The following is an 18,957-nucleotide window of genomic DNA, read 5'->3' as shown; positions in this document are numbered from 1 at the left end:
CCCGCGCGGCGCGGGCGCGGCGCCCCCCCCCCCGTCGGGGCCCGCGCGGGGCCCCCCCGGGGGGGGCCCCCCCCCGGCCGGTGGGAACGACGGCGACGAACGGGTGATCGTATGGACGAACATGTGATCGTGACCGATCTCGGTTACGGGGACGCGGGCAAGGGGACCGTCGTCGACTGGCTCTGCGGGCGCGGGCCGGTCCAGGCCGTGGTCAGGTTCAACGGGGGCGCGCAGGCGGCGCACAACGTGGTCCTGCCCGACGGGCGGCACCACACGTTCGCGCAGTTCGGGTCGGGCACGTTCAGGGGGGTGCCGACCCACCTGTCCCGGTTCATGGTCGTGGACCCTTTGGCGCTGGCCCGGGAGGCCGCCCACCTGGCCGAGCTGGGCGTCCCCGACCCGCTCACCCTGCTCACCGTGGACCGCGACGCCCTGCTCGCCACCCCGTACCACGTGGAGGCCGGGCGGGCCAGGGAGCTGGCGCGCGGCGAGGAGCGGCACGGGTCGTGCGGAATGGGCGTGGGCGAGACCATGGCCTACGCCCTGGCGCACCCGGACCTGGCGCCGACCGCGGGCGACTGCGAGGAGCCGGCCCGGCTGGCCCGCAAGCTGCGCGCCCTGCGCGAGGCGCTGGGGGTGACCGGGCCCGCCGTGGAGGACTGCGTCGCCGCCTTCCGGGCGTTCGCCGAACGGGTCATCCTGGTCGGCTCCTCCTTCGTGACCGCCCTGTTGCGGCGGCGGCCGGTGGTCTTCGAGGGCGCGCAGGGCGTGCTGCTCGACGAGTGGCACGGCTTCCACCCGTACACCACCTGGAGCACGACGACCTTCGCGAACGCGCTGGAGCTGCTCGGCGGGGCGTCCGCGCTGCGGCTGGGGGTGCTGCGGACCTACACGCCCCGGCACGGCCCGGGACCGCTGGTCACCGAGGACCCCGCCCTCGCGCTCCCCGAGGCCCACAACGGCGCCGGTCCCTGGCAGGGCGCCTTCAGGACCGGCCACTTCGACGCGGTGGCCCACCGCTACGCGCTCGCGGCCGCCGGCGGGGCCGACGCCCTGGCCCTCACCCACCTGGACGCGCCGGTGTCGCGGATGTGCGTCTCGTACGACATCGGCGAGCTGCCGGTCGGCGCGCCCGGTGACCTGGAGCGGCAGGAGCGGCTGACCGCCCGGCTCGCGCGGGTCCGGCCGCGCTACGCCGACGGGATCGACGACTGGCCCTCGGCCGTGGCGGAGGCCCTGGGGGTCCCGGTGTGGCTGGGATCGGCCGGGCCCACCGCCGCGGACAAGGTCGTTCTGAGTGGTGTCATCGCGTGCGGAAGGGTATGACCTTCCCCGTACTCTCCCTTTGCCTGGCGGACGGCCTTACCCGGAGGAATTCATGGGTGTCGGGATCAGCATCTTCTTTCTCACGCTCGGTGCCATCCTCCGCTTCGCCATCGAACCCGACGTCCTCGGCGAGTCCGTGCACATCGACGTGATCGGCCTGATCTTCATGATCGTCGGCGCCGCCGGGATCGTGCTGAGCGTCGTGATGGCCCCCAGGCGCGGCCGGACGTCCGAGGATCGCCTGATGCACCGGGAGAACAACCCGCCGGAGTCCTAGACCTGGATCTCGGCCTGGACCTCGGCCTGGACCTGGACCTGGACCTAGGCCTGGGCCTGGACCTCGAACTGGGCCGCCGCCCGGGAGGCCACGATCGGCTTGATGTGCTCGGCGATCACGGCCTGGTGCAGCGGGTGGTCGCGGTAGGCGAGGAAGCCGTCGGCGTCGTCGAAGTCCGCGACGACCGCGAACTGGTGGTTGCCGGGGCTCACTCCCGCGTCGGCGCCGAGGGTGTAGGCGCGGATCTCCGGGATGGCCGCGGGCAGCCTGCCGAGTTCCTCCGCGACCCTGGCCCTCTGCTCGCCGGTGGACTCCTCGGCCCAGGTGAACAGCACGACATGCCGGAACATGATCTTCCCTTCGGTTGGGTGCCCGGCCAGCGTACGGCCAGGGGCACCCGGATCCGGCGGCGGGACGGCGCGATCGCGCCGTCGGCGGGACCGGTGGACGGCGTGACCTCGGCGCGGTCCACCGCCCGGGGCCGGTGGGACCCGGCGCGGCGCCGGGGACGGGCCCTTCCAGGGGACCCGTCCCCGGCCCGGCCGGTCTTCCCCGCCAGGCTTCCCGATCGAGTCTCCCGGCCGGCCTTCTCGGCACAGGCGGATCTCTCAGGCCGAGTGGATTCCTCGGACCGGGCGGATCACTCAGGCCGGGCGGGCCATCGACCGGCGCGCGGCGGTCCTGACCCTGATCCGGCCGGAGCGGCGCGGGACGGGTTCGAGCACGATCTGCCGCGCGCCCTCCGGGACGGACCGGAGGTCATGGGTGATCATGATCGTCGTACGCCCGCTCATGAGCCTGTCGAGCGGTTCCATGATCCGTGCCGCGGTGAGCGTGTCGAGCCCCGTCATCGGCTCGTCGAGGACCAGCACGGGGGCGTCGCGCAGGATCGCCCTGGCGATGGCGATGCGCTGGCGCTGCCCTCCGGACATCAGCCGGCCGCGCTGCCCGATCGGCGTCTCGTACCCCAGCGGAAGCGTGCCGACGAAGTCGTGCACGTCAGCCAGGACGGCGGCCCGGACGACGGCGTCCGGATCGGCGCCGGGGCTGCCGTAGGCGATGTTCTCGCGTACGGTCCCGGAGAAGAGCAGGTTCTCCTGCTGCAGGATCGTGACGTTGTCGCGGAGCGACTCGCGGGTCAGGTCCCGGATGTCGGTCCCGTCGAGCAGGACGCACCCGGCGGTGGGATCGTAGAAGCGGAGCAGGAGCTTGGCGAGCGTGGACTTGCCCACGCCGCTGGGCCCGGTGCACACGACCAGTTCCCCGGGTTCGACGACGAACGACAGGTCCCGCAGCGTGGGCCTCGTCCGGTTCGGATAGGTGAAGCCGACCCCCCGGAACTCGATCCCGCCCTCGCTGCGCCGGGTCAGGTGGACGGCGCCCGCGCGGTCGGCGACGGACGGCCGGGTCCGCAGGATCTCGATGACCCTGTCCGAGCCCGCCGCCGCCTCGGAGACGGTGAGCGCGATCTGCCCCAGGCTCTGCACGGCCGGGTAGAGGTAGGCGAGGTAGGCCGCGAAGGCGAGCAGCCCGCCGATGGTGAGGCGGCCCGAGGCGATCTCCCACGCGCCGAATCCGAGGATGGCGATCAGGCAGAGAGTCTCGATGACCTGCACGACGGGTCCGTACAGCGAGGACAGCCACGCCTGCGCCACGTTGGCCCGCAGCCAGGTGCGGCCCTCGGCGTGCAGCCGCTCGGCCTCGGCGTCCTGGCGGTTGTAGGACTGGACCAGCGACTGGTTGGACAGGCTCTCCTCGATGACGCTGTTCATGGCCCCGTTGCTGAACCGCTCGCGGGCCGCCGCCGTCCTGAACCTGCTCGCGAAGATCTTCGCGACCACCAGGAACGCCGGGACCAGCAGGAACGTCAGCAGTGCCAGGTCCCAGCGGACGTAGAAGGCGGCGCCGGCGAAGAAGACGACGCTGGCGAGCGTGGTGAAGAGCTTGACCAGCCCGGTCCCGACCAGTTCCTCGATCGCCTCGATGTCGTCGGTGAGCCTGGCCATCAGGTCGCCGAGACGGCGGTTGTCGAAGAAGTCGGGCGTGAGGGTCTGGACGTGCCCGAACACCCTGTCGCGCAGCCGCAGCAGGAAGCGTTCGCCGCCCACGGACGTGAGGTAGGCGCCCGCGAACGACACCAGTCCCGCGACCGCCGCCAGGCCGAGCCAGGCGAGGGCGGGCATCCAGAACGCCCCCAGCTCCTGCTTGCTCAGGACCTCGTCGACGATGTACCCGAACAGGCCGATCGTGGCGACCTCGCACACGGCCGCGACGATCGCGAACACGCAGCCGGCCACCAGGAACCGGCGGATGCCGTGGGTGTGCGGCCAGAACTCGCGGAAGGTCCTGCGGATCGAGACCACCGGCGTCTCGGGAGGCCGGCGGACGACGGCCCTCGCCCCGGCGGGCGAAGGCGACTCAGAGAATGAGAACCGACGGTTCACCCGTCGGCTCTCATGTGTTTCAGCTAGCACGGTCTGCTAGCACCGGTTCCGGCTACCACCACCAACCGCCACCGCCGCCTCCGCCACCGCCGCAGCCACATCCGCAACGACGACGGCGACGACAGCAACAGCCGCCCCAGTTCAGGTACCGGTTAGTCGGGAAGAGCTGCATGAAACTCATGTGCTTCCCCTTTCGTGCTAGGTTGTCGCACTTGCCAAGAACGACGTTAGCACCCATAGCAAGACAAATCATTAAATGCTCGTACGTATTATCCAGCTTTTAACAATCGATTCAAAGAAGGCCCAAAACGCGCTTTTCGTAAAGTCCGCCAAAAGACACGAAGGCGCTCCGAGGCCCTCCGCTTCCCGGAGAAGGCGCAGCTTAAAGCTTGATCCAAGGACGGGAAAGGAGGTTTCCGGATTGTCGCGGAAGCGACGTCCCGTCCGGCGGCGGACGCGGCGTCCGGCCCCCGGGGAACGGCCCGCCGGACGGGCCACGGCGCCCCGGAAGGGACCGTACGACAATTGACAGCACCGGTCAGGAATTGTCAGAGGGACCATCGCCGGATATGCGTCGAGGACGTCGCCGGCCCCTGTCCACCGCCTGGAATCCGCCCTTCCACCGTCACGCCGGGAGGTCTTCCACCGTCAGGCCGTGAGGTCTTCCGCTTCACGCCGTGAGGTCTTCCGCTTCACGCCGGGACACGGAAACGGGCGCGCCCCCTCCGGCGGAGGGAGCGCGCCCGTCGTGTCCGGGGGCGTCAGCCCCAGGCGAGCATGCGGAGCGGGTCCTCCAGCATGGCGCCGACGTCACGCAGGAAGAGCGAGCCGAGCTCCCCGTCCACCACCCGGTGGTCGAAGGACAGGGAGAGGGTGCACACCCGGCGCGGCACGATCTGCCCGTCCACCACCCAGGGCAGCTCCCTGATCTGCCCGACGGCCAGGATCACCGACTCCCCGGGGTTGAGGATGGGGGTTCCCGTGTCCACCCCGAAGACACCCACGTTGCTGATCGTGATGGTGCCCCCGGCCATGTCGGCGGGCTGGGTACGGCCCGCCCTGGCGGTCTCGGCGAGGGCGCCGAGGGCGCTCGCCAGGTCCGGCAGGGAGAGCAGGTGGGCGTCCTTGACGTTGGGGACGAGCAGGCCGCGCGGGGTGGCGGCGGCGATCCCCAGGTTGACGCGGTGCTTGACCACGATCTCCTGGTTGGCCTCGTCCCAGGCGGAGTTGGTCATCGGGTGACGGCGGACCGCGACCAGCACCGCCTTGGCGACCAGCAGCAGCGGCGAGACCTTGACCTCCCCGAAGTCGGGCATGCCACGGAGGCGGCGGACCGCGTCCATGGTCGCCGTCATGTCCACCTGGAGGAACTCCGTCACGTGCGGCGCGGTGAACGCCGAGGCCACCATGGCCTGGGCGGTCGCCTTGCGCACGCCCTTGATCGGAATCCGCTCCTCATCCCCGGTGGACCCGGCGGACCCGGCGGCCCCGGACGACCCGGCGGTCGCCGGTCGCGCCTGCGGCCGGGCGTAGGCGTCGGTACCGCCGTCGGCGGCGCCGGTGCCGGCGTCGAGCGCGACCTGGACGTCCTGCCGGGTGATCGAGCCGTGCGGGCCGGTCCCGACGACGGTGGACAGGTCGATCCCGAGATCCCTGGCGAGCTTGCGCACCGGGGGCTTGGCCAGGACCGCGACCCTGCCCGGGGACACCGCCCCCTCCGCCGCGGGGGCCGCGGGGGGCCGCGCGGGCACCGCGGGCACCGTCGCGGGCGCGGGGGACACCGCGGCCGGGACGGTGGACGGGACGGCCTGGGGAACGGCCCCGGCGCCGTCGCCGGACGGAGCCTGCTTGCGCGGGCGGCGCTTGGCCGTGCCGGTCTTGATGCCGTAGCCGACCAGCACCGGCTGGCGTCCCCCGGCCGGAGGCTCCGGCACCAGGTCCTCGGCCAGCGCGTCCTCCCGGCTCTCCGCCGCGACCGGCGAGACGGCGCCGGAGGTGGCGGTAGCGCCGGCGGCACCGGGGGCGCCGGCGGCGGGACCCGTGCCGTCGTCCACCGCGATGATCGGCTTGCCCACGTCCACGGTCTCGCCCTCGTCCGCCATCAGGGCGGCGACCACGCCCTCGAAGGGGCAGGGCAGCTCGACCACGGCCTTGGCGGTCTCGATCTCCACGATGGTCTGGTTGACCGTGACCGGATCCCCGACCTTCACGTGCCAGCGGACGATCTCCGCCTCGGTCAGTCCCTCGCCCACGTCGGGGAGCTTGAACTCCTTCATCCGGTCCCTCCTCAGAACGCGAACGCGCGGTCGACGGTGTACAGGATCCTGTCCAGATCCGGCAGGTAGTGGTCCTCCAGCTTCGAGGGCGGATAGGGGGTGGAGGGTCCGCCGACCCGCAGCACCGGGGCCTCCAGGCTGTAGAAGCACTCCTCGGTCACCCGGGCGGCGAGCTCGGCGCCGAAGCCGCTGTAGACGGGCGCCTCGTGCACCACGACGCAGCGGCCGGTCCGGCGTACCGACCCGACGACCTTGGGCAGGTCGAGGGGGTTGAGCGAGCGCAGGTCCAGCACCTCCAGGGAGCGGCCGTCGTCCTCGGCGGCCTTGGCCACCTCCAGGCAGGTCTTCACCGTCGGCCCGTACGTCAGCAGGGTGAGATCGGTGCCCTGCCGCACCACCCGGGCCTCGTCGAACGGGTGCCAGGAGGTGGAGTCGACGTCCACGTCGGCCTTCTCCCAGTAGCGCCGCTTGGGTTCGAAGAACACCACCGGGTCGTCGCAGCGGATCGCCTGCTGGATCATGGTGTAGGCGTCGGCCGGGTTGGAGCAGGCCACGACGCGCAGGCCCGCGGTGTGGGTGAAGTAGGCCTCGGGGGACTCGCTGTGGTGCTCCACCGCGCCGATGCCGCCGCCGCACGGGATCCGCACCACGACCGGCAGCCTGAGCTTGCCCAGCGAGCGCAGCGGCATCTTGGCGAGCTGGGTGATGATCTGGTCGGCCGCCGGGTAGACGAACCCGTCGAACTGGATCTCGCAGACCGGGCGGTAGCCGCGCAGCGCCAGGCCGATGGCCGTGCCGATGATGCCGGACTCGGCCAGCGGGGTGTCGATGACCCGCTGCTCGCCGAAGTCCTTCTGCAGCCCGTCGGTCACCCGGAACACCCCGCCGAGCTTGCCGACGTCCTCCCCCATGATGAGCACCTTGGGGTCGTCCTCCATGGCCTTGCGCATTCCCGCGTTGAGCGCCTTGGCCAGTGCCAGAACCGTCATGCCTCGAACCCCTCCAGGTAGGTGGCGAACTCGGCACGCTCGGCGTCCACGAGCGGGTGCCCCTCGGTGTAGACATGGTCGAAGATGGCCAGCGGCTCGGGGTCGGGCATCTCCAGGCAGCGCTTGCGCACGTCGCGCCCGAGTTCGGCGGCCTCGGCGTCGATCGTGTCGAAGAACTCCTGGTCGGCGATCTCGCTCTTGAACATGTAGGCCCGCAGCCGCTCGATCGGGTCCTTGAGCTTCCACGCCTCCAGCTCGGCCGCCACCCGGTAGCGGGTCGGGTCGTCGGAGGTGGTGTGGGCGCCCATCCGGTAGGTGAACGCCTCGATCAGCGTGGGGCCCTGGCCGGACCTGGCGTCGGCCAGCGCCTTGCGGGTGACGGCCAGGCAGGCGAAGACGTCGTTGCCGTCGACCCGCACACCGGGGAACCCGAACCCGCTCGCCCTGCGGTAGAGCGGGATGCGCGTCTGCTTCTCCAGCGGCTCGGAGATGGCCCACTGGTTGTTCTGGCAGAAGAACACCACCGGCGCGTTGAACACCGACGCCCAGATGAACGCCTCGTTCACGTCGCCCTGGGAGGTTGCGCCGTCACCGAAGTAGACGATCGAGGCGGCGTCGGCACCGTCGCGCTGGATGCCCATGGCGTAGCCGACCGCGTGCAGGGTCTGGCTGCCGATCACGATGGTGTAGAGGTGGAAGTTGTGCTCGGCCGGGTCCCAGCCGCCGTGGTTGACGCCGCGGAACAGGCCCAGCAGGTTCACCGGGTCCACCCCCCGGCACCAGGCGACGCCGTGCTCGCGGTAGGTGGGGAAGGCCATGTCGGCCTCGGTCAGCGCCCGCCCGGAACCGATCTGGGCGGCCTCCTGTCCGAGCAGCGAGGCCCAGATGCCCAGTTCGCCCTGGCGTTGCAGGGCGACGGCCTCCAGGTCGACCCGGCGTACCAGGACCAGGTCCCGGTAGAGGCCGCGGATCTCCTCGGGCGTCAGGTCGATGTCGTAGTCGGGGTGCTCGACCCGTTCTCCTTCGGGGGTCAGCAGCTGGATGAGCTCCGGAGGTGCTTCCGCACCACGAGAGGCGTCGACTGTCACGTGCCGCTCCTGATGTGCTCGGGGCCGTCTTGATGGGTTCGCCACCGCCGTCGGCCGGTTCGCGACGCGTTCGTCCTATCTGGTATTAGTTCGTCCGCGTCTGTGGCCATCGTGGCAGAGGTCACATGCATCTGCGCAAGACCTACCGGGGCGTCCATATGATCCCCGTTCCCCGGGGATCTTCTTTCACCCGCCGATTCCGGCTCCCCGGGGCCGCGCGGCCCCGGCTCCGCGGCGCGTCCCGGGCCCGTTACTCTTGTGCTTCGCACCGTCCCCGTCTCAACCAGGAGGAACGCCGTGACGCGCGTCATCGTCGACGTCATGCTGAAGCCGGAGATTCTCGACGCGCAGGGGCAGGCGATCGCCCGCGCGCTGCCGCGGCTCGGCTTCCCGGGGGTCTCGGCGGTACGCCAGGGCAAGCGGTTCGAGATCGAGATCGACGGTCCCGCCGACGAGACGGCACTTTCGGATGTCCGAAAAATGGCCGAAACACTGCTCGCCAACACGGTGATCGAGGACTACGCCGTCACCGTGGAGCCGTCCGCCGTCACCGAGAGTTAGCTAAACGCCCACATGCGGGCATATCCATCCATATAGACAGAGCAATCCCACGGCTTGACCACCAGTCAATAACATTACGGTTATTTTGCGGTTAGCCCGGATTCTGCAGGGAAGCCTTCACAGTGGTGACGTCTGACCCCGGGAGGAAACCGGTGGACATGGAGTTCTCGCTTGCCCTGCCACGACAGGCCATCGGTATCCCGATGGTCCGCAGGGCGCTCGGGGATTCCCTGTGCTCGCTCGGAGTCACCGAGGAGTGCATCTCCGACATCCTGCTCGCGGTGACCGAGGCGTGCGCCAACGCCGTGCGGCACGGGGGCCCGGCCAACCGCTACGAGGTGGAGACCTCCGTCGGCGAGGGCCGCTGCGACGTCCGCATCATCGACCGGGGCCAGGGCCTCGTACGGGTGCCGGAGCAGTACCCCTCCTCCGACGCCGAGAACGGCAGGGGCCTGCTCATCATGCAGGCGGTGGTGGACGAGATCTCCTTCGACATCGCCCCCGGCAGGGGAACGGTCGTCCACCTGCGCAAGCGCCTGGACTGGGACGACGACGCCGTCTTCCCGCACGACCGGGTGCTCGCCGCCGTCTAGGCACCGTCCCCCGCTCCCCCTCCCCGAGCGGGGACACCGGGCAGGCGGGCGTGGGATGCGCCACTTGGCGCGTGAGCTCCCACCCGGAGCGGATAGCCTGGACGCACCGCCGCAGACCGACGTCCGATGTGTGAGACGCCGGCGCGGCGCCCGTTTGTGGAGGGGAACGCTGCCATGAGTGCTGCCCGCGTGGGCGTCGTCACTTTTCCCGGAACGCTCGACGATCAGGACGCGGCCCGTGCCGTGCGCCATGCGGGCGGTGAGGCCGTCCCGCTCTGGCACGCGGACCCCGACCTCAAGGGGGTGGACGCTGTCTTCCTGCCCGGCGGGTTCTCCTACGGGGACTACCTGCGCTGCGGGGCCATCTCCCGGTTCGCGCCGCTGATGGAGGAGCTGATCCCGGCCGCGAGGGCGGGACTGCCGGTGCTGGGCACCTGCAACGGCTTCCAGATCCTCTGCGAGGCCCACCTGCTGCCCGGGGCGCTGATGCGCAACGCCGGGCTGCACTACGTCTGCCGCGACCAGGGCATCCGGGTGGAGAACACCGCCACCCCCTGGACGTCCGACTTCACCGAGGGCCAGGAGATCGTGCTGCCCGTCAAGCACGGCGAGGGACGCTACGTGGCCGACCCGGCCACGCTGGCCGCGCTGGAGGCCGCCGGACAGGTCGTCTTCCGCTACGCCGGCGGCAACCCCAACGGCTCCCTGAACGACATCGCGGGCATCCGCAACGAGGCCGGCAACATCGTCGGGCTCATGCCGCACCCCGAGCACGCCGTCGAGGACCTCACCGGGGCCCCGGGCACGGACGGGCGCGCCTTCTTCTCCTCGATCCTGAAGAGCATGGTGAACGCATGACCCTCGACACCGTCAAGCGGGCCGAGGACACCCCCGGCGACCCCCAGCCGTACGCCGAGCTCGGTATGAAGATCGACGAGTACGAGCGGGTCCGCGAGATCCTCGGCCGCCGTCCCACCGGCTCCGAGCTGGCCATCTACAGCGTCATGTGGAGCGAGCACTGCTCCTACAAGTCCTCCAAGGTGCACCTGCGCCAGTTCGGCACCAAGGCGCCGGAGTCGGCGGCCCTGCTCGTCGGCATGGGCGAGAACGCCGGCGTGGTGGACGTCGGCGACGGCTGGGCCGCAACCTTCAAGATCGAGTCGCACAACCACCCGTCCTACGTCGAGCCCCACCAGGGCGCGGCGACCGGCGTGGGCGGCATCGTCCGCGACATCATGTCGATGGGCGCCCGGCCGATCGCGGTGATGGACGCGCTGCGCTTCGGCGCCGCCGACGCCGACGACACCCGGCGCGTGCTGCCCGGCGTCGTCGAGGGCATCAGCCACTACGGCAACTGCCTGGGGCTGCCCAACATCGGCGGCGAGGTCGTCTTCGACCCCTGCTACATCGGCAACCCGCTGGTCAACGCGCTCTGCGTGGGCCTGCTCCGCAAGGACCAGATCAAGCTCGCCGTGGCCCCCGGGCCGGGCAACAAGGTCGTCCTGTTCGGCGCCCTGACCGGCCCCGACGGCATCGGCGGCGCCTCGGTGCTGGCCTCGGCCACGTTCGAGGAGGAGTCGCAGGCCAAGCGTCCCAGCGTCCAGGTCGGCGACCCCTTCATGGAGAAGCTGCTCATCGAGTGCTGCCTGGAGCTCTACCAGGCGGACGTGGTCGTCGGCATCCAGGACCTCGGCGCCGCCGGCGTCTCCTGCGCGACCACCGAGCTGGCCGCCAAGGGCACCGGGGGCATGGACGTCAGGCTCGACCTGGTGCCGCTGCGCGACGCGTCGCTGCGGCCCGAGGAGATCCTGATGAGCGAGTCGCAGGAGCGCATGATGGCGGTCGTCACGCCCGACGACATCGACGCCTTCATGGCGATATGCGCCAGGTGGGACATCCCCGCGACCGTGATCGGCGAGGTCACCGACTCCGGCCGCCTGGTGATGACCTGGCACGGCGAGACCATCGTCGACATCCCGCCGGGCACCGCGGCCGACGAGGGCCCGGTCTACGAGCGGCCGTTCCACGAGCCCGCGGGCCAGGTCGCGCTGAACGGCGACGACCCGGCCCGTCTGGCCCGCCCCGAGGACCTGCGCGCGGCGCTGCTGGAGCTGCTGGGCTCGCCGAACCTGGCGTCCAAGGAGTGGGTCACCTCCCAGTACGACCGCTACGTCCGCGGCAACACCGTGCTGGCCCAGCCCGCCGACGCGGGCGTGCTACGCATCGGCGAGGTCATGCCCGGCGCCGAGGAGACCACCCGCGGCATCGCGCTGGCCACCGACGGCAACGGCCGCTACGCCCGCCTCGACCCGTACGCCGGGGCGCAGCTCGCCCTCGCCGAGGCGTACCGGAACGTCGCCGTGACCGGGGCGACCCCGCTGGCGGTGACCAACTGCCTGAACTTCGGCTCCCCCGAGGACCCCGAGGTCATGTGGCAGTTCTCCGAGGCCGTGCGCGGCCTGGCCGACGCCTGCAGGACCCTCGGCGTCCCGGTGACCGGCGGCAACGTCTCGTTCTACAACCAGACCGGCTCCGTGCCGATCCACCCGACGCCGGTCGTCGGCGTGCTCGGCGTCATCGAGGACGTGGCCGGCCGCGTCCGGTCCGGCTTCACCGGGGACGGCGACCGCGTCGTGCTGCTCGGCGAGACCGAGGACGAGTTCGGCGGGTCGGAGTGGGCGCACGTGGCCCACGGCCACCTGGGCGGCCTGCCGCCCGTGGCGCGCCTGGAGTCCGAGCGCGACCTGGCGCTCGTCCTGGCCGAGGCGGCCTCGCAGGGGCTGCTGACCGGCTCCCACGACCTGTCGGACGGCGGGCTGGCCATCGCGCTCGCCGAGGCGTGCCTGGCCCAGGGGGTCGGCTGCACGGTCGCGCTCAGCGGGCAGGACGCGTTCGTCGACCTGTTCAGCGAGTCGTCGGCCCGCGCGCTGGTCACCGTGAGGCCGGAGTCGTTCGACGCCTTCGCGGAGCTGTGCGCGGCCCGCGAGGTGCCCTGCTACGGCCTGGGCGTCACCGGCGGCGACGCCCTGACGGTGGAGGGCGTCCTGGAGGTGCCGGTCACCGAGCTCAGGGAGATCCACACGGGCACCCTGCCGGCCATCTTCGGCTGAGCGTCCCCGCGGCGGCCGTACGGCCGCCGGGGGACGGAGAACACGGACCGGCCGTGTCCTGAGGCCATCGGGCCCGGGACACGGCCGGTCTCGTATATGTGGATCACGCGCGTGACGTCACGGGTCACGGGCGGGGAGTTCCCGCCCGTGACCCGCGTGTCACCGCGAAGGGGCCGGGCGATCAGGCGAGCGGATCGGCCGGGCGGTCGGGGGACGTCCGGACCGGCCGGACGGTCGGGGTGTGCCCGGACGGGCCGGACGATCCCACGGGCGCGGACCGGCCGGACGACCAGGGGACGTCCGGACCGGTCAGGCGATCAGGCGGGCGCGCACCGGCGGGAAAGGGCTCGGCACGCGCCGGAGGGTCACTTCTTGACGCAGACCACGTAGACGTTGCCCTTGGCGGAGGCGCTGAAGGTCATCTGACCCGCGGCACCGCCCTGGGTGGTGCTCTTGGTGCCAGGGGTGGCGGTCGGGGCGGCGCCCTTGTCGGCGCCCTTGTCGGCGCTCTGGTCGCTGTCCCTGGCGGAGCTCTGGGAGTCGAGGATCGGGAGGTCCCGCTTCAGGCTCACCGTCCAGGCCGAGGTCGAGGACGGGTAGGAGCCGGTGACCAGGAAGTACTTCAGGGTGGAGAGGGAGTAGCCGCCACCGGTGGCGAGGTCGCCGCTGTTGCAGCTGACCGAGGCGTTGCCGTCGTTGTTCAGGCTGAAGTTGTTGCTCTTGATGTAGGTGGACAGCGCGCCGCCGTCCTTGCCGTCCTTGCCGTCCTTGCCGGGGGCGCCGGGCTCACCCTTGGGGCCCTGAGCGCCGTTCTTGCCGTCCTGGCCGTCGGCACCCTTCGGACCCTGCGCACCGTTCTTGCCGTCCTGGCCGTCGGCACCCTTCGGACCCTGCGCTCCGGTGTCGCCCTTGGGACCCTGCGCGCCGGTCTTGCCGTCCTGGCCGTCGGCGCCCTTCGGACCCTGCGCTCCGGTGTCGCCCTTCAGGCCCTGCGGGCCGGTGGCGCCGGTCTCACCCTTGGGACCCTGCGCGCCGGTCTCGCCCTTGACCCCCTGCGGGCCGGTGGCGCCGGTCTTGCCCTGGAAGCCCCGCGGACCCTGCGGGCCCTGCGCGCCGGTGTCGCCCTTCGGACCCTGCGGGCCCTGCGCGCCCCTCGGACCCTGCGGTCCGGCCGAGGCGATGCCCTGCTGGGTCTCGCTCGTCTGGCCCCACTTGATCCGGAACTCGGTCGTGCGGCACTTGGCCGTGGCGTTGACGATCCGGGTGTAGCGCGTCTGCTTGTGCACGCACGCGTGAACCTCGGCACCCGCCGACGAGGCGACGGCGCTACCACTCGCGGTGAACAGGGTTCCGGCGAGAACGCCGACGGTCACGACGGCGAGCGCGCGTCCGCCCGGCAACTTGACAGCCACAGGGCTTCCTTTCTGAGGCACCAGATCCTGGTGTGATGGAAGAGACACGTAATACACGTTTCAACCGTTCCAACGGTTGACGCGGGGAGCATCACGCTTCGGCATCGGAGGCGGACGCCTCCCGGACGCCCGCCCTCACCGGCCGTGTGCGGAATAAGACGCCCACCACCACCGGCCGCGTACGGAATAATCGGACCGTTCGGGGGAACCCCGCCCGCTGGGCGTGGACGGACACCACAGGGAACCCAGCGGGTTCTCCAGACGCGGAGGCCACCGTGCCGACCATCGACCCGACAGCCACGCTCACCGAGGACCGTCCCGGACGGGAACCGTACCTGCCGCCGGCGACGCAGCCGGTCCGCGCCCTGGTGTGGGTGCTGCACCTGGCGTCGCCGATGCTCGGGCTCTGGCTGCTGCTGGCCGAGCCCGAGCTGAACATCGTGCTGAAGCACAACCCCGGCCACTTCTGGTTGATCATCGCGATCGCCGGGATCAACCTCGTCCTGGGCCTCATGGTCGGCCAGGCGTCGGCCAGGCGGGCGGACGCCCGGCTGCTGCTGGTCTCCCTGGTCTTCCTCAGCGGCGCCGGGTCGTTCCTGGTGCACGGACTGACCACGCCGGGGGTCATCCTGCCCTCGGACGGAGCCCGCTACGGCTTCGACCTCTCCCATCCGGTGGGCCTGGTCACGGCCTCGGTGTTCGCGTTCGCCTCCGCGCTGCCGCTGGGCGAGCGGGCGGCCTCGGCGGTGCTCCGCCACCAGATGTGGCTGCGCGGCGGGCTCGCCGTCCTGCTCGTCGCGTGGGGTCTGGCCTGCGTGGTGCCGGGCCTGACCCCGCTGAGCGACGCGCCGCCCCCCGGCCCGGAGGGCATCGGCCTGGGCGGCGCCGAGTGGGTCGGGGTGGCCCTGTTCACCGCCGCGGCCACGATGATGTTCCAGCTTCACCGAAAGAGCCCGGCGGTCGTGCTGATCAGCCTGATCACCGCGTACGCGCTGCTGGCCGAGGCGCTGGTGGCGGGGCTGTCGCACCGCAACTGGCACCTGTCGTGGTGGCTCTGGCACGCGCTGCTGACCACGGCGTTCGTCTTCGTGGCCTACAGCGCCTACCTGAAGTTCCGCCGGGAGGGCAGCAGCGCCGGGCTGTTCGACTCGGTGGCGCTCTCGGCCACGGTCCGCAGGATCAGGGCCGACTACGAGGCCGCCCTGGAGGAGCTCGTGGGCCACCTGCGCCGCAGGGCGGAGCACGAGGAGGGCGGGGTGGCCGTCGCGGACCGGCTGGCGGGCAAGTTCGGCCTCACCGAGGCGCAGGCCGCGGTGCTCGACCGGGCGGGCGAGGCGCTGGCCAACGAGCGTGAGCTGACCGACCGGCTCACCGCGCTGGTGGAGAGCGGGCGCCAGGCCCGGGTGGGGCTGCCGGAGAGCGAGATGCTCTCCCAGAGCCTCGACCGCATTCGGCAGGCGTACGGGGACGTCCGCATCAGGCTGGTCGACAACGGGCGGGTCACGGTCAGCTCCAGGGAGTACGGCCAGGGCGACTTCCCCGGCGATCGGCCGATCCGGCTGGAGGGGAAGATCGTCCACCCGCTGACGGTGAAGGGCAGGCTCGCCGGGGCGCTGGAGGTGCCGCTCGGCAGGACCGCCCAGGACGAGGCGCTCGCCGCCACGCTGGCCGGCCAGCTCTCGCTCTCCCTGGAGAACGCCCGGCTCTACAGCGAGCTGGAGACCCTCTTCCGGCAGTACATGTCGCCGGACGTGGCCCAGTCGCTGCTGGCCGACCCGCAGACCGCCGCGCTCGGCGGCGAGCTGGTCGAGCTGACCGCGCTCTTCGCCGACCTGAAGGGCTTCACGAGCTTCTCCGAGCGGGTGAAGCCCGGAGAGATCGTCGAGATGCTCAACCGCTACCACACCGCGGCCGTGCCCCTCGTGCTCGGCAACGGCGGCACGATCGTGCAGTTCGTGGGCGACGCGCTGCTCGCGCTGTTCAACGCCCCGGCCCGGCAGGACGACCACGCCCTCGCCGCGGTGCGGGCGGCCCTGGCGATGCAGGAGGCGGCCGAGGAGATCGCCGCGGGAACGCCCGGCTACCCCCGGTTCAGGATCGGCATCAACACCGGCGAGGCGCTCGTCGGCAACATCGGCAGCCCCGAGCTGCGGGGGTTCAACGCGATGGGCGACTGCGTCAACGTGGCGGCCCGGCTGGAGGGCATCGCGGAGCCGGGCACCGTCGTGATCGGCCAGGCCACCCTGGACCTGATCGGCCCCGGGGCCACGACCCGGTCGCTGGGCTGGCTCGACCTCAAGGGGAGGGAGCAGCCCGTCCATGCCTACGTGCTCTCCGAACTGCCGTAGGAACATCTTTCGCCGCCCCGGGCGCGAGAGCACAATCGAGAACGCCAGGAGGTGGCCATGACGTCTTCCCCCTCTCCCGAAAAGGGCGAGTTCATCACGAGGCTCACGAGTGAGGAGGCCGCGGACCTGTACGCCGCGGGCCGGCCCAGGCGCTGGGACCGGGGCGCGACGATGTTCACCGAGGGTGACGCGTCCGACTGGGTGCTGATCCTGACGTCGGGCCGCGTCAAGGTGTCCTCGCACACCGCCGCCGGGGGCGAGGTCGTGCTCGCGATCCGCGGGCCCGGCGCGCTGCTCGGCGAGTTCGCGGCCATCGACGGGCTGCCCCGCTCCTCCACGGTCACCGCCCTCGAACCCGTCGAGGGGGTCACGATCCGCGACTTCCCCGCCTACCTGCAGGAGCACGGGCGGGTCGCGGTGCTGCTGATGAAGATGCTGATCGGCAAGATGCGCGACTCCGACCGCAAGCGGATCGAGTACGGCGCGTTCGACACCACCGGCCGCGTGGCCACCCGCCTGATCGAACTGGCCGAGCGCTACGGCGAACCGTCCGGCGGCGGGGTACGGGTCGCCCTGCCGCTCTCCCAGGACGAGCTGGCCGGCTGGACCGGCGCCTCACGGGAGGCGGTCAGCAAGGCGCTGCGCTCCCTGCGCGACCGCGGGCTGATCGAGACGGGCCGCCGCCGCGTGATCGTCCACGACATGGAGGGACTGCGCAAGCGGGCCCGTTGAGGGCGTACGGAGGACTGGTGAGGGCACGGCCGGGCAGGACGCGGCGAGGGCGTCCGGGCCGGGACGAGAGGGTGCGGACCGGCCGGGCCCGACGAGGGCGGCAGGACTCGCGAGGCCGGGTGAGAGGGCGCGCGGGAGCTTGCGGGCAGGCCGCACCAAGATCGACGTACAACGTACGTCAGACTGAGGGTCATGGTCGCAATTCCCCAAGACCTGCCCGGATCCCCCGAATACCTCTCCAAGCTCCGCTACGCGTGGCGGGTCTGCTCGGTCACCAGCCTGGGCCTGGTCATGATCGGCATATCCGGCAGCACGCTGAACGTCGCCCTCCCCACCGTGGTCAGGCACTTCCAGGCGGACGCGTTCTCGGCCGGCTGGGTGCTGCTGGCCTTCCTGCTCGTCAACACCGCGACGCTGGTGTTCTTCGGCAGGGTGGCCGACCTGATGGGCCGCCGGGAGATCTACCTGGCGGGGTTCGTCCTGTTCACGGCGGGATCGCTGCTGGCGGGACTCTCTCCCGGCATCTGGTTCCTGATCGCGATGCGCGCGGTGCAGGCGATCGGGGCCGCGATGATCCTCGCCAACGGAACCGTGATCATCACCGACGCCTTCCCGCCGGACCGGCTCAGCCAGGGCATGGGCGTCTACATCGGCACCCTCTCGGTCGCCCAGCTCGCCGGCCCCACCCTGGGCGGGCTCGTCGCCGAGACCGCGGGCTGGCAGTGGATCTTCTGGATGAACGTGCCCGCCGGGGTCATCGCCCTGACCTGGGGGGCGTTCACGCTGCGGCGGGTCCCCCGGGGACCGCGCCGGTCGGTGGACGCGGCCGGGAACCTGATCGTGTTCGCCGCGCTGTCCGCGGCCCTGATCGCGCTGTCGGAGGCGGGGTCGCGGGGGCTGGGCAGCCCGGTCGTGATCACCGGCGCGGTGATCGCGGTGGTGCTGGTCCCGGTGCTGGTCGCGGTGGAGCGCCGGGCGGCGCACCCCGTCCTCGATGTGCGGCTGTTCGGCGAGCGCATGCTGGCCTTCGCCAACCTCGCCTCCTTCTGCAACGCGCTGGCCCGCTCGGCGCTGATCCTGCTGGTCGCCCTGTACTTCCAGGCCGCCAGGGGGATCGACGCCGTCAGCGCGGCCCTGGGCGTGCTCCCGGTCCCGATCGGCATGGCCCTGGCCTCCCCGATCACGGGTGCCCTCGGCCGCCGGATCAGGCCGTACGCGCTCTCGGTGGGCGGCGCGCTGCTGAGCGCCACCGGGCTGGGCGTCCTGCTCCTGAACATCGACCCCGCCACGCCGTACTGGATCATCGGGGCGGGCCTGTTCCTGTGCGGCTGCGGCAGCGGCACCTTCCTGACCGGGAACACCACGCAGGTCATGTCCGCCCTGCCCGCCGGGAGCCTGGGCGTGGTGAACGGCTTCCGGTTGATGATCATGAATGTCGGGATCGTGCTGAGCGTCGCCCTCACGCTCAGCGTCCTCACCAGCTCGGTCACCCCCGAGCTGCGCGGCCAGGTGTACGCGGGCACCCTGTCCCGCGTCTCCCCCGTCGCCGTCGAACAGCTCATGACCGGCTTCAGGAAGACCTACGCCGTCCTGTTCGCGGTCGCCCTGGCCGGAGCCCTCATGGCCGCCCTCGCCCGCCCCCGCGGGCTCCGGCGCCCTGACGGGGAGACGGGGCAGGCGGCCGGAGGGCCCGACGAGGCGGCGGGACCGGTGGCCTGACGACGTGGCGCGCCCGTTCCCGCGCGGCTCCCCCTCCCGGACCGGTGTGACCGGCATAATCGAAACGGTCGGCCGGGCCCGC

The 18,957-nt window shown here is 71.7% G+C and carries 15 protein-coding genes; 9 read left to right on the top strand and 6 right to left on the bottom strand.

What is annotated here, in order from left to right; genetic code table 11:
- Window positions 1-111 precede the first annotated feature (111 nt).
- Both ACLQ2R_RS37475 and ACLQ2R_RS37470 read left to right on the top strand, forming a co-directional pair.
- Complete coding sequence (locus tag ACLQ2R_RS37475) at window positions 112-1,326, top strand: adenylosuccinate synthetase (protein ID WP_425966170.1); 1,215 nt, start codon at window positions 112-114, stop codon at window positions 1,324-1,326.
- Window positions 1,327-1,378: 52 nt separating this feature from the next.
- Window positions 1,379-1,603, top strand: coding sequence for a DUF6458 family protein (locus ACLQ2R_RS37470; RefSeq protein WP_386239717.1), 225 nt, complete (start codon window positions 1,379-1,381; stop codon window positions 1,601-1,603).
- A gap of 44 nt (window positions 1,604-1,647) precedes the next feature.
- Here the strand turns inward: ACLQ2R_RS37470 and ACLQ2R_RS37465 are convergent, their stop codons facing one another.
- The 5 genes from ACLQ2R_RS37465 to pdhA form a co-directional block, all read right to left on the bottom strand.
- A complete protein-coding gene (locus tag ACLQ2R_RS37465) occupies window positions 1,648-1,953 on the bottom strand; it encodes a Dabb family protein (protein ID WP_425966169.1) in 306 nt (101 codons plus the stop codon).
- Window positions 1,954-2,247: 294 nt separating this feature from the next.
- Window positions 2,248-3,966 (bottom strand): ABC transporter ATP-binding protein, encoded by a 1,719-nt coding sequence (locus ACLQ2R_RS37460; RefSeq protein ID WP_425966168.1) that lies wholly within the window; start codon window positions 3,964-3,966, stop codon window positions 2,248-2,250.
- Between the two features lie 842 nt (window positions 3,967-4,808).
- The gene (locus ACLQ2R_RS37455; RefSeq protein WP_425966167.1) at window positions 4,809-6,323 is read right to left on the bottom strand and encodes a dihydrolipoamide acetyltransferase family protein; all 1,515 of its coding nucleotides are present in this window, start codon (window positions 6,321-6,323) and stop codon (window positions 4,809-4,811) included.
- A gap of 11 nt (window positions 6,324-6,334) precedes the next feature.
- The gene (locus ACLQ2R_RS37450; RefSeq protein ID WP_425966166.1) at window positions 6,335-7,312 is read right to left on the bottom strand and encodes an alpha-ketoacid dehydrogenase subunit beta; all 978 of its coding nucleotides are present in this window, start codon (window positions 7,310-7,312) and stop codon (window positions 6,335-6,337) included.
- Window positions 7,309-8,400, bottom strand: coding sequence for a pyruvate dehydrogenase (acetyl-transferring) E1 component subunit alpha (gene pdhA, locus ACLQ2R_RS37445; protein WP_425966165.1), 1,092 nt, complete (start codon window positions 8,398-8,400; stop codon window positions 7,309-7,311). The genes ACLQ2R_RS37450 and pdhA overlap by 4 nt, the downstream gene beginning before the upstream one ends.
- 297 nt (window positions 8,401-8,697) lie before the next feature.
- Here pdhA and purS point away from each other — a divergent pair, with 297 nt between their 5' ends.
- The 4 genes from purS (at window position 8,698) to purL (ending at window position 12,664) form a co-directional block, all read left to right on the top strand.
- Window positions 8,698-8,961 (top strand): phosphoribosylformylglycinamidine synthase subunit PurS, encoded by a 264-nt coding sequence (gene purS, locus ACLQ2R_RS37440; protein ID WP_425966164.1) that lies wholly within the window; start codon window positions 8,698-8,700, stop codon window positions 8,959-8,961.
- A 158-nt stretch (window positions 8,962-9,119) separates the two neighbouring features.
- Entirely contained in the window at window positions 9,120-9,554 is a 435-nt protein-coding gene (locus tag ACLQ2R_RS37435) for an ATP-binding protein (RefSeq protein ID WP_425966163.1), read from the top strand.
- 174 nt (window positions 9,555-9,728) lie between these two features.
- Window positions 9,729-10,412: a phosphoribosylformylglycinamidine synthase subunit PurQ gene (purQ, locus tag ACLQ2R_RS37430; RefSeq protein WP_425966162.1), complete on the top strand. Its 684-nt coding sequence runs from the start codon at window positions 9,729-9,731 to the stop codon at window positions 10,410-10,412.
- Window positions 10,409-12,664, top strand: a complete 2,256-nt coding sequence (gene purL / locus ACLQ2R_RS37425; protein WP_425966161.1) for a phosphoribosylformylglycinamidine synthase subunit PurL — start codon at window positions 10,409-10,411, stop codon at window positions 12,662-12,664. Before purQ ends, purL begins: the two co-directional genes overlap by 4 nt.
- Window positions 12,665-13,029: 365 nt before the next feature.
- Here purL and ACLQ2R_RS37420 read toward each other — a convergent pair whose 3' ends face one another.
- A complete protein-coding gene (locus tag ACLQ2R_RS37420) occupies window positions 13,030-14,076 on the bottom strand; it encodes a hypothetical protein (protein WP_425966160.1) in 1,047 nt (348 codons plus the stop codon).
- A gap of 275 nt (window positions 14,077-14,351) precedes the next feature.
- Here ACLQ2R_RS37420 and ACLQ2R_RS37415 point away from each other — a divergent pair, with 275 nt between their 5' ends.
- The 3 genes from ACLQ2R_RS37415 to ACLQ2R_RS37405 all read left to right on the top strand — a co-directional run bounded on the left by ACLQ2R_RS37415 (window position 14,352) and on the right by ACLQ2R_RS37405 (window position 18,875).
- Window positions 14,352-16,424, top strand: a complete 2,073-nt coding sequence (locus tag ACLQ2R_RS37415) for an adenylate/guanylate cyclase domain-containing protein (RefSeq protein ID WP_425966159.1) — start codon at window positions 14,352-14,354, stop codon at window positions 16,422-16,424.
- 57 nt (window positions 16,425-16,481) lie between these two features.
- Window positions 16,482-17,156: a Crp/Fnr family transcriptional regulator gene (locus tag ACLQ2R_RS37410; RefSeq protein ID WP_425966158.1), complete on the top strand. Its 675-nt coding sequence runs from the start codon at window positions 16,482-16,484 to the stop codon at window positions 17,154-17,156.
- A 192-nt stretch (window positions 17,157-17,348) separates the two neighbouring features.
- On the top strand, window positions 17,349-18,875 hold the full coding sequence (locus ACLQ2R_RS37405) for an MFS transporter (protein WP_425966157.1): 1,527 nt from the start codon (window positions 17,349-17,351) through the stop codon (window positions 18,873-18,875).
- Window positions 18,876-18,957: the final 82 nt, after the last annotated feature.

Origin of the sequence: Streptosporangium sp. DT93 (assembly GCF_049844535.1) — a bacterium.
Classification (GTDB): domain Bacteria; phylum Actinomycetota; class Actinomycetes; order Streptosporangiales; family Streptosporangiaceae; genus Streptosporangium.
The sequence above is the reverse complement of the archived record's forward strand: the minus strand, read 5'-3'. Positions and strand labels throughout refer to the sequence as shown.

Excerpts from the sequence above, each read along its gene's own strand:
- ACLQ2R_RS37475 (WP_425966170.1), top strand. The coding sequence starts at position 112 with ATGGACGAACATGTGATCGTGACCGATCTCGGTTACGGGGACGCGGGC.
- ACLQ2R_RS37470 (WP_386239717.1), top strand. The coding sequence starts at position 1,379 with ATGGGTGTCGGGATCAGCATCTTCTTTCTCACGCTCGGTGCCATCCTC.
- ACLQ2R_RS37465 (WP_425966169.1), bottom strand. The coding sequence starts at position 1,953 with ATGTTCCGGCATGTCGTGCTGTTCACCTGGGCCGAGGAGTCCACCGGC.
- ACLQ2R_RS37455 (WP_425966167.1), bottom strand. The coding sequence starts at position 6,323 with ATGAAGGAGTTCAAGCTCCCCGACGTGGGCGAGGGACTGACCGAGGCG.
- ACLQ2R_RS37450 (WP_425966166.1), bottom strand. The coding sequence starts at position 7,312 with ATGACGGTTCTGGCACTGGCCAAGGCGCTCAACGCGGGAATGCGCAAG.
- ACLQ2R_RS37435 (WP_425966163.1), top strand. The coding sequence starts at position 9,120 with ATGGAGTTCTCGCTTGCCCTGCCACGACAGGCCATCGGTATCCCGATG.
- purQ (WP_425966162.1), top strand. The coding sequence starts at position 9,729 with ATGAGTGCTGCCCGCGTGGGCGTCGTCACTTTTCCCGGAACGCTCGAC.
- purL (WP_425966161.1), top strand. The coding sequence starts at position 10,409 with ATGACCCTCGACACCGTCAAGCGGGCCGAGGACACCCCCGGCGACCCC.
- ACLQ2R_RS37410 (WP_425966158.1), top strand. The coding sequence starts at position 16,482 with ATGACGTCTTCCCCCTCTCCCGAAAAGGGCGAGTTCATCACGAGGCTC.
- ACLQ2R_RS37405 (WP_425966157.1), top strand. The coding sequence starts at position 17,349 with ATGGTCGCAATTCCCCAAGACCTGCCCGGATCCCCCGAATACCTCTCC.